This window comes from Streptomyces sp. NPDC059037, assembly GCF_042740015.1.
GTDB lineage: Bacteria > Actinomycetota > Actinomycetes > Streptomycetales > Streptomycetaceae > Streptomyces.
Genome location: NZ_JBHYIG010000359.1, coordinates 1 through 8910, shown reverse-complemented (window position 1 = coordinate 8910; position 8910 = coordinate 1). Strand labels below are relative to the sequence as shown.

Sequence of the window (8910 nt, the reverse complement as noted above, 5' to 3'; positions counted from 1 at the left end):
GCGTGCGTGGGGGGGGGTCGGCGCCCCCCCCCCCCCCCCCCCCCCCCCCCCGGGGGGGGGGGGGGGGGGGCCCGGCCCCCCCCCCCCCCCGGGGGCGCCCGGGGGGCCCCCCGGCCCCAGCCCCCGCCCCGTCTCGTCATCGCCCCCGGCTGGTCGGAGCAGGGGCCAGGCGCGTGGATCCGGGTCTGTGACGGCCACGCGGATCCGGCCTCGCGCGCCGGTGACGCGGACGGTCACCGGTGTTCCCTCGCCGAGGTGCCGGATTACGTTGCTGAGCAGTTCGCTGAGGCAGAGCTGTACGTCGGGGTGGGGATAGTTCGCCTGCCGGCTCAGGGCGTGGCGGAGTTCAGGAACCGCCTTGGGGACGGCGAGCAGAGAGAGTTCGAAGTCAGGGGCCGGGTCTCGCATGGGGGTACGCCTTTCCGTGCACTCTGTGACGTTCTGATCACACAGTGGTGTGGGGCGGCGTAACGTGACAGGGGTTTGGGTTCCACTGTGCGAAGTGTGGAAGGCGGTCAACTGTGGCGGCACGCAGGGACATTGACGGCTCGGCGAGCGTTCCCGCCTTCTACGGCAAGGAGCTGCGCTGGAAGCGGGAAGCGGCGGGCCGCACGCTCCAGGAGACCGTGGAGGGCAGCTACTTCGGGGCGACATATCTGAGCGAGATCGAGCGGGGTCAGCGGCGGATGCCTGTGGAGCTGGCCCGCCATGTGGACCAGCTCCTGAGGACCGATGGGTTCTTCGAGCGACGGTGCGCGGATGTGCACAAGGCTCGGAGGAGCAAACACGCCGAGTACTTTGCCCATGTCGTGGAACTGGAAGCACGCGCAAAGGAGATTGAGGAGTGGAACCCCACCCTGATCCCGGGCCCTCTTCAACTGGAGCCGTACATCAGGGCAGTGGTCCACGCCGCCTATCCCCGGGCGACCGAGGAATCGGTCAAGGAGAAGGTCGAAGCAAGGCGGGAGCGGGCCTGGGTCTTCGAAGACTCGAAGGGGCCCGAATGCTGGATCGTGCTGCACGAGTCGATCCTTCGGCAGCCGATCATCGGGCAGGATGCCATGGCCGAGCAGCTCGCCCATGTCGTTGCCGTCGCCCGGCACCGGCGATTCATTCCACAGATCCTTCCGTGGAACGCCGGAGCGCACCCCTTCATGATGGGCACGACCTGGCTCATGACCTTTACTGACGCCCCGCCGCTCATGTACACGGAGGGCATGTACAGCGGGCAGATCATCGATGAGCCGGAACTCGTAGGGCAGTACACGAGCGCGTACGGTCGGCTCAGAGCTGCGGCATTGCCGCCCAAGGAATCACTGAAGATGATCGAGAAAGCAGCGGAGGACTACGGAAGTGGCAAGTGTGGACGCTGACTTGAACATCGCCGTCTGGCGCAAGAGCAGTTACAGCAACGGCTCCGGCGGGCTCTGCGTCGAGGTGGCCGACAACCTCCCTGGCATCGTCCCCGTCCGGGACTCCAAGTTCCCGCACGGCCCCGCCCTCGTGCTCCCCGCGACCGCGTGGGCCTCGTTCGTCACTGCCGTCAGGAAAGGCGAACTGACCGCCTGAGGACGGACGCCAACCAGGCTCACAGACCAGGGGGTTGCAGCGTGACGCGCGAGGAGCAAACCCATTCAACCGGCGGCACCGAGTGGCAGGACTCGTGGTCGCTGCGGCAGGCGGGCCTGGACAAGAAGCAGAACGAGCTGGCCGAGTTCGAGCGATCGTCCACCGAGTTCCGGTACCTCCTGCCGTCCATGGTGACGGGCCTGCTGGCTACCCCTGACTACGTCAGAGCAAGCCTCGCCGGTATCCCCGGCGACCACAGCAAGGCCATCGTGAGGAAATTGGAGCGGCAGGCCGTCCTCCACGACACCTCGAAACAGTTCACGTTCATCCTGACCGAGCAGGCTGTCAGGTGGCCCTATCTCCCGCCTTCCGCCATGGCAGTGCAGTTGGAGAGGCTGGCGGCTGTCAGCCTCCTACCGAGCGTGCGTCTCGGAGTGATCCCGCTGAGCGGCCACATGCCTGCCGCCCCCTTGAACACGTTCACGGTCTATGACACTCGGATCGCAACGGTGGAGACGTCTACCGGAGTCATGGTGTTCCGGGACCACCGCGACGTGTCGGCATATCTGGATGAGTTCGCCAAGTACGAGGGGTACGCCTTGTTCGGGGACGAGGCACGAGAACAGCTGTCCTCATGGGGGCAGCAGTTCTTTCGTGATCATCTACCCGACAACGCGAATATTGGCGATGTGCCGTAGACCAGGAACCTCTCGTCGCCCTACCGTCCTCGTGGCGGCAGGGAACGGCCCTGCGTCAAAGGAGGCGACGATGGCGCGTGAGGAACTGACCCGCCTTACCGGCAGCGTCGGCGGACCCGACTGTGACGACGACGATTGTCCGAACGTCTACCGAACCAAGAGTGGTTCATTCGTTGTCCAGGGGGACCTGTCCGACACCTTCACTCCGCCTGCCGGCGAGGGCCTGGTGGAAATCCCCGAACATGTGCTGAGGGAGGCCGTCCGTGCTCTTGGATGGTGAGGACTGGCGTCGGTTCTTCGACGCCTTCGAGCGGGAAGCGTGGCGGTTCGAGGCCCAGCCGACGTACACCATGCCCAGAGAGCAAGAGAACGTTGCCCGCTTCCTGCGGGGCGAGGCCAAGCCCACCGGCCACAACGCCCGCTGGCATGACCGAGTACGCGGATACGTCGAGTCCGGCAAGCGCATCGGCCGTGTCCGCATCGTGCGCCAGCCACTCACCGACTACCAGCGGTACCAATTCGCGTGGGGAATTCCGGGCAACATCGCGGCAGGTGAGGCCATCCGCGTCCTCGACGTGACGGAGGACAACTACGGCCTGCCGCTCTCCGGGCGTGACTGGTGGATGTTCGACGAGTCCCGCATCGCCCACCTGAACTTCCGTCCGGACGGCACCCAGATCAATCGCGAGGCATACGAGGGAGATCCGGCCCCCTACCGGGAGTGGAAGCGGATAGCCCTGGAGCACGCCGTGCCCTTCGAGGAGTACGTGAAGGGTCTTGACGTTTGAACCTGGGCAGCTAGGCCAGTCAAAGGCTGACCTGGCGGAGGCACTCCGCACCCTGCGCAAGCGAGCCAGCCGTACGCAGGTCTGGCTCGCTCAGCGCTGCAACATTTCCCAGACCAAGCTAAGCAACATTGAGACAGGCCGGATCACGCCGGGACTTGTCGATGTCGAGTTGATCCTCAGAGCCCTTGACGCGCCTCCGGCGATCGTCGCGGAAGTGGCTGCCCTCGCACGTCTCGCCCATACGGAGTGGCAGGGCAAGCGGGCATCATGGCGAAGAGGGCTGGAAAAGCGGCAAGCGGAGTTGGGCGGGCTCGAAGCGGATACCAAGGAACTCCGCTACTTCCTGCCGGCGATGGTGACGGGGCTCCTGGCCACACCTGAGTACATCAGGGCCAGCCTTGACCACTCACCGGTGGACGTCTCCAAGACCGTGGCCAGGAAGCTGGAGCGGCAAGCAATCCTCTACGACACCACGAAACGCTTTACGTTCCTGCTGACGGAACAGGCCGCAAGGTGGGCCGTGGTGCCGCGCTGCGTGATGGCCGTGCAGATCGACCGCCTCATCTCGCTGTCTCAGCTCCCTCATGTGCGTATTGGCATCATTCCTTTGGGAACGGTTGTTGGACGTGGCCCGATGAATACCTTCACGATCTACGACCAGCGGCTGGCGACCGTCGAGACTTTCACGGGGCGCATAGTGTTCCAAGACGCCAGAGATATCGCAGAGCACCTTGAAGTGTTCGGCCTGTACGAGCGCCACGCCCTGTTCGCTGAAGATGCCCGAAAACTGCTCGGCGAATGGGCTACCACCTGCCGTTCGTGATCTTCTACCCAGGAACACAAATAGTGCTGGATCCACAGTGCTGATCGGTCGAGAATTTCCCTATGCCAACCGATCCGAGAAGCCCAAGTGACCAGTCCCCGCCGGAGGGTTGGCGGATGGACCCGATTCCGAGCCGTCCCGCATACAGGGACGACGCGGGCAACATCAGGGTTCCGATGTGGCTGACAAAGAATGGTCGGCATGTGACGGACACAGAAATGGTCCTACTGCCCTCCGAGGCGGAGCTCCTGCGCGACAACCTGATTGACGCCCTGGCCGGGTCTGAGTCCGCCATTTCCTCCTGATCCCACACCGGAAGGTGAATCATGCCCGGAACCGACCTGTACGCCCTCCCCGTCTCTGAGGCCGCCGTGTTCAGCAAGGCATGCGGCGGCAACACGCACCCGGACGGCGAATCGTGCGTGACCCTCGCCAAGATCGGCGAGGGCGCCTGGTTCGGGCTCTCCGCCTGACCGCTCGCGCGCCTCGTGCCTCCGGTCGGGCTCCGTTCTCTCCGCAAGGCGGGGACCGGCCGGACACCACCGTCGCTCCGTACTCCCCCGAAGGGGACGACAGTTGCACCACCACGGCTACCTCTGGACCGGCCCCAAGCAGCGCTTCGACGACGAGGCCCTGCGTCGGCCTCCACCCCCGCGCCCACCCCCGGACGGCGGCCGACCCGAACTGATCCAGCGCCACCGAGAGGTGAAGGCGGAGTTCCCCGACGTGGACCTGCCGCCGCTGGGAACGGCGTACTGGCTGATCAAGCCGGAGAAGCTCATCCGAGGTACGTGGGAGGAGCCGAAGGAGGCTGCGGACTGGCTCGGGGAGCGGCTGGCCGAGTATGCGCCGCGGTTCGACTCCGAGGCCGGCCGGGATCGTGCGCGTCTCGCGATGCTCGTCAACTCCGCTGCCGAACGGCTCGGTTGGGGAGGCGACGTGGCCCACGGCTGCTATCTGGAACGGCCCTCGTTCCTGTCCGTGGCCCTGGTGTGCTGCTCCCCGAATCGCTCTCTGCCCGAACTGCCCTGCCCCGCAAGGGCCGTCAGCCGATCCGAACCCCCCGCCGCCACACCTCACTGACCAGCGGAACCCCCGGCCGGTACGCCAGGTGGACGTGGCTCGGGGCGTCGAGGAAGGCCAGGTCGGCTCGGGCGCCCTCGCGGAGTACGCCGATGTCCGTGCGGCGCAGTGCCGCCGCGCCGCCCGCCGTCGCCGACCAGATCGCCTCGTCCGGGGTCATGCCCATGTCCCGTACCGCCAGGGCGATGCAGAAGGGGACCGAGGAAGTGAAGGACGAGCCCGGGTTGCAGTCCGTGGAGAGGGCCACCGTCGCGCCCGCGTCGAGGATGCGGCGGGCGTCCGGCCACTCCGCTCGGGTCGAGAACTCCGCGCCCGGGAGGAGCGTCGCCACCGTGTCGCTGTTCGCCAGGGCGTCCACGTCCGCGTCCGTCAGGTGCGTGCAGTGGTCTGCGCTTGCCGCGTCCAGTTCCACCGCCAGTTGGACTCCCGGGCCGTACGAAAGCTGGTTCGCGTGGATGCGGGGGTGCAGGCCGCGTGCCTTGCCCGCCGTCAGGATCGCGCGGGCCTGGTCGCCGTCGAACGCCCCCTTCTCGCAGAAGACGTCGATCCAGCGGGCGTGCGGGGCACAGGCGTCCAGCATCTCGCCGGTCACGAGGTCGACGTATGCCGCCGGGTCCTCGGCGTAGTCCGGGGAGACGATGTGCGCGCCCATGTACGTGACCTCGTCCGTGTGGCGGGACGCGATGCGGAGGGCTCGCGCCTCGTCCTCGGTCGTGAGGCCGTAGCCCGACTTCGTCTCGAACGTCGTCGTGCCCTGGCGGAGGGCCTCGGCGAGGTAGTGCGTGAGGTTCGCCTCCAGCTCGGCGTCCGTCGCCGCGCGGGTCGCCGCCACCGTGGTGCGGATGCCGCCCGCCGAGTACGCGCGGCCCGACATGCGGGCGTTGAACTCCTGGGTGCGGTCGCCCGCGAAGACGAGGTGAGAGTGGGAGTCGACGAAGCCGGGGATCGCCGCCCTTCCCTGGGCGTCGTGCGACTGGTCTGCCGCGGGGGCCTTTACCGCGGGGCCCACCCAGGCGACGGTTTCGCCCTCCAGGACGATGGTGGCGTCCTGGATCAGGCCCAGGGGGGTGCCGTCCCCAAGGGCGGGGTCGTTGGTCACCAGGCTGCCGATGTTGGTGATGGCGGTGGTGGTCGTCATGGGCGCTCTCCGTGGTGAGGGCTGAGGTTCGGGCGGGTCTTCTGCGACTCCGTCGGGCTCATGGCCAGGTAATCACCGGCTCCGCCGAGTTCGTCCTCAAACGCCGGACGGGCTGAAAGACCTGCGGCGGGGCTGGTGGGGCCTGCTGACGGGTGGGCGGGCAACTGCGGAGCATCGGGTGGGTGGGCGGGAAACTCGCCGCGGAGCGGCGGTACGAGCCTGCAGGCGGCGGCGGTTCAGGCCAGTCAATCTCGCAGCGCCGCCACCGCCTCCGCCAACGCCCCCGGCACATCCTCGACCAGGGTGTGGGACCCGTCCCGTACGACATGACGGCCGCCGACGATCGTGTGGCGCACGTCCGCCGACGTCGCCGCGAAGACCGCCGTCTCCGCCGCCAGGCGCGGCACCGGCCCCGCCGTGCGGACCGAGTCCAGGGCGATCGTGGTGAGGTCGGCGAGGGCGCCGGCCTCGATGACCCCCGCGTCCGCCCAGCCCAGCGCCGCATGCCCGTCCGCCGTCGCCGCGCGAAGGAGCGCCGCCGCCGTCCAGTGGCCCCGCGTGTGCGAGCGCAGGCGTTCGTTCAGCTCCATCGCCCTCGCCTCTTCGAGGATGTCGATGACGGCATGACTGTCGCTGCCCAGCGACAGGGGGCTGCCCGCCTGCTGGAGGCGGGGCGCCGGGCCGATGCCGTCCGCCAGGTCGCGCTCCGTCGTCGGGCACATGCACGTGCCCGTCGTCGTACGGCCGAGGAGTGCGATGTCCTCGCCCGTGAGGTGCGTGTTGTGCACGCCGGTCGTGCGCGCGCCGAGCACCCCGTGGTCGAAGAGGAGCTGGGTCGGGGTGCGGCCATGGACCGCCTGGCACGCCGCGTTCTCCGCCTGCTGCTCGGAGAGGTGCATGTGGAGGGGGGCCTTGCGGGACGAGGCCCACTCCGCCACCACTCCCAACTGGCGTGCCGGGACTGCCCGTACGGAGTGGATCGCCGCGCCGATGCGTGCGTGGTCGCGCTCCTTGAGCGCCGATGCCCGTACCGCCCACTCCTCCGTCGTGCCGTCGGAGAAGCGGAGCTGGTGGCGGTTCGGGGGCTCCCCTCGCGTCTCGCTGAGCAGTCCGGATGCGACGTACGCCGTGTCGAGGAGAGTGATGCGGATCCCGGCGTCCGAAGCGGCTTCGATCAGCGCCTCGCCCATGGCGTTCGGGTCGGCGTACGGAGTGCCTCCAGGCCCGTGGTGCAAGTAGTGGAACTCGCCCACCGTCGTGATGCCCGCCAGAGCCATCTCCGCGTACACCGCCCGCGCGAGCGCGTGGTACGTCTCGGGCGTCAGGCGGTCCGCCACCGAGTACATGACCTCACGCCACGTCCAGAACGTGCCGGAGCCGACCTGGACCGTGCCGCGCAGCGCCCGGTGGAAGGCATGCGAATGGGCGTTGGCCAGTCCCGGGAGCGTCAGGCCGCGCAGCACCGTCGCGCCGGGCGGGGGCGCATCGACCCCCTTGCGGACGGCCCTGATCCGGCCGCCCGCCACGTCGACCGCGACCCCCGGCTCGACATGCGTGTCCAGCCAGGCCTGCTCCAGCCAGTACGTCGTCACCTGCACGCCAGCCCTTCCAGTACGTCGGCCAGTGCGGTCACCCCGGCCACGCAGTCGTCCTCGGCGGCGAACTCGGCCGGGGAGTGCGAGATGCCCGTGGGGTTCCGTACGAACAGCATGGCGGTGGGGATCGACTCGGACAAAATGCCCGCGTCGTGTCCGGCGCCCGTTCCCAGGACGGGGATCGGCCGGTCCGCGCCGGCGCCCAGGATCGTGCCCAGTTCGTCGCGCAGCGCGTCCTCGAATTCCACCACCGGCGTGAAGGACTCGCGTACGACGTCGAGGTCGATGCCGTGCCGGTCCGCGCACTCGCGGGCGGCCTTCTCGATGCCCGTGACGACCGTGTCCAGCGACTGCTGGTCCGCGGCCCGTGAGTCCAGCCAGCCCCGCACCAGCGACGGGATCGCGTTCACGCCGTTCGGCTCCACCGAGATCTTGCCGAACGTCGCCACCGCGCCCGCGAGTTCGGCCTCCCTGCGGGCCGCGAGGACCGTCTCCGCGTACGTCAGCATCGGGTCGCGGCGGTCGACAAGGCGGGTGGTGCCCGCGTGGTTGGCCTCGCCCCTGAAGTCGAAGCGCCAGCGGCCGTGCGGCCAGATGGCGGACGCGATGCCCACGGGGTCGCCGGAGAGGTCGAGGGCGCGGCCCTGTTCCACGTGCAGTTCCACGAACGCGCCGATGCGGGCGAGGCGTTCGGGGTCCGGGCCGATCGTCGACGGGTCGTAGCCCGCCGCCTCCATCGCCTGCGGGAGGGTGACTCCGTCGGCGTCCGTCAGGCGGTGCGCGGCATCGGCGGTCAGCTTGCCCGCCGTCAGGCGTGAGCCCACGCAGGCCAGGCCGAAGCGGGCGCCCTCCTCGTCGCCGAAGTTGGTGATGGCGAGGGGGCGGCGGAATGCCGCCTTCCGTGCGCGGAGTTCGTCCAGCGCCGCGAAGGCGGAGACGACCCCGAGCGGGCCGTCGAAGGCGCCGCCGTCCGGGACGGAGTCCAGGTGGGAGCCGGTGACGACCGCGTCGCCACGGGACGGGTCGCCGAGCCAGGCCCACTGGTTGCCGTTGCGGTCGACCTCGTACTCCAGGCCGCGCGCCTCCGCCTGCGCCTGGAACCACAGGCGGCACTCGGCGTCGGCGCCGGTCCAGGCGTAACGGCGGTAGCCACCGGTTGCTTGGGGATGTGGGTGGTGGGGGGGAGGCCAAGCCCACACCAGAAGAAGTGGAGGAA

At 68.8% G+C, this 8910-nt stretch carries 11 protein-coding genes and 1 pseudogene; 8 read left to right on the top strand and 4 right to left on the bottom strand.

The annotated features are described in order from the left end of the window. A partial coding sequence (locus tag ACFWY6_RS41640) for an ATP-binding protein (protein WP_384701960.1) occupies positions 1–408 on the bottom strand: 408 nt, incomplete at its 3' end. 113 nt (positions 409–521) lie between these two features. Here ACFWY6_RS41640 and ACFWY6_RS41635 point away from each other — a divergent pair. From ACFWY6_RS41635 to ACFWY6_RS41600, 8 genes and pseudogenes are all read left to right on the top strand, one after another. Next, positions 522–1373 carry a helix-turn-helix domain-containing protein gene (locus ACFWY6_RS41635; protein ID WP_384701957.1) on the top strand — a complete coding sequence of 284 codons (852 nt, stop codon included), beginning with the start codon at positions 522–524 and terminating at the stop codon, positions 1371–1373. Beyond that, complete coding sequence (locus ACFWY6_RS41630; protein WP_384701954.1) at positions 1354–1569, top strand: DUF397 domain-containing protein; 216 nt, start codon at positions 1354–1356, stop codon at positions 1567–1569. Before ACFWY6_RS41635 ends, ACFWY6_RS41630 begins: the two co-directional genes overlap by 20 nt. A gap of 41 nt (positions 1570–1610) precedes the next feature. Beyond that, entirely contained in the window at positions 1611–2267 is a 657-nt protein-coding gene (locus ACFWY6_RS41625; RefSeq protein ID WP_384701951.1) for a DUF5753 domain-containing protein, read from the top strand. A gap of 70 nt (positions 2268–2337) precedes the next feature. After that, complete coding sequence (locus tag ACFWY6_RS41620; RefSeq protein ID WP_384701948.1) at positions 2338–2547, top strand: hypothetical protein; 210 nt, start codon at positions 2338–2340, stop codon at positions 2545–2547. After that, on the top strand, positions 2531–3055 hold the full coding sequence (locus tag ACFWY6_RS41615) for a DUF6879 family protein (RefSeq protein WP_384701945.1): 525 nt from the start codon (positions 2531–2533) through the stop codon (positions 3053–3055). Before ACFWY6_RS41620 ends, ACFWY6_RS41615 begins: the two co-directional genes overlap by 17 nt. Then, entirely contained in the window at positions 3045–3878 is an 834-nt protein-coding gene (locus ACFWY6_RS41610) for a helix-turn-helix domain-containing protein (RefSeq protein WP_384701942.1), read from the top strand. Before ACFWY6_RS41615 ends, ACFWY6_RS41610 begins: the two co-directional genes overlap by 11 nt. Before the next feature lie 326 nt (positions 3879–4204). Beyond that, positions 4205–4333, top strand: a pseudogene (locus tag ACFWY6_RS41605) (DUF397 domain-containing protein); the annotation flags it as partial. A 121-nt stretch (positions 4334–4454) separates the two neighbouring features. Next, on the top strand, positions 4455–4961 hold the full coding sequence (locus ACFWY6_RS41600) for a hypothetical protein (RefSeq protein WP_384701939.1): 507 nt from the start codon (positions 4455–4457) through the stop codon (positions 4959–4961). Here the strand turns inward: ACFWY6_RS41600 and hutI are convergent. From hutI to ACFWY6_RS41585, 3 genes are all read right to left on the bottom strand, one after another. Continuing rightward, positions 4924–6099, bottom strand: a complete 1176-nt coding sequence (gene hutI / locus ACFWY6_RS41595; RefSeq protein ID WP_384701936.1) for an imidazolonepropionase — start codon at positions 6097–6099, stop codon at positions 4924–4926. The genes ACFWY6_RS41600 and hutI overlap by 38 nt on opposite strands. A gap of 245 nt (positions 6100–6344) precedes the next feature. Continuing rightward, positions 6345–7697, bottom strand: coding sequence for a formimidoylglutamate deiminase (locus tag ACFWY6_RS41590; protein WP_384701933.1), 1353 nt, complete (start codon positions 7695–7697; stop codon positions 6345–6347). Then, positions 7688–8893 carry an allantoate amidohydrolase gene (locus ACFWY6_RS41585; protein ID WP_384701963.1) on the bottom strand — a complete coding sequence of 402 codons (1206 nt, stop codon included), beginning with the start codon at positions 8891–8893 and terminating at the stop codon, positions 7688–7690. Before ACFWY6_RS41585 ends, ACFWY6_RS41590 begins: the two co-directional genes overlap by 10 nt. Between the last annotated feature and the right edge of the window lie 17 nt (positions 8894–8910).

Bases quoted from the DNA above. Each gene is read 5' to 3' on its own strand.
- hutI (WP_384701936.1), bottom strand. From the start codon at position 6,099: ATGACGACCACCACCGCCATCACCAACATCGGCAGCCTGGTGACCAAC.
- ACFWY6_RS41620 (WP_384701948.1), top strand. From the start codon at position 2,338: ATGGCGCGTGAGGAACTGACCCGCCTTACCGGCAGCGTCGGCGGACCC.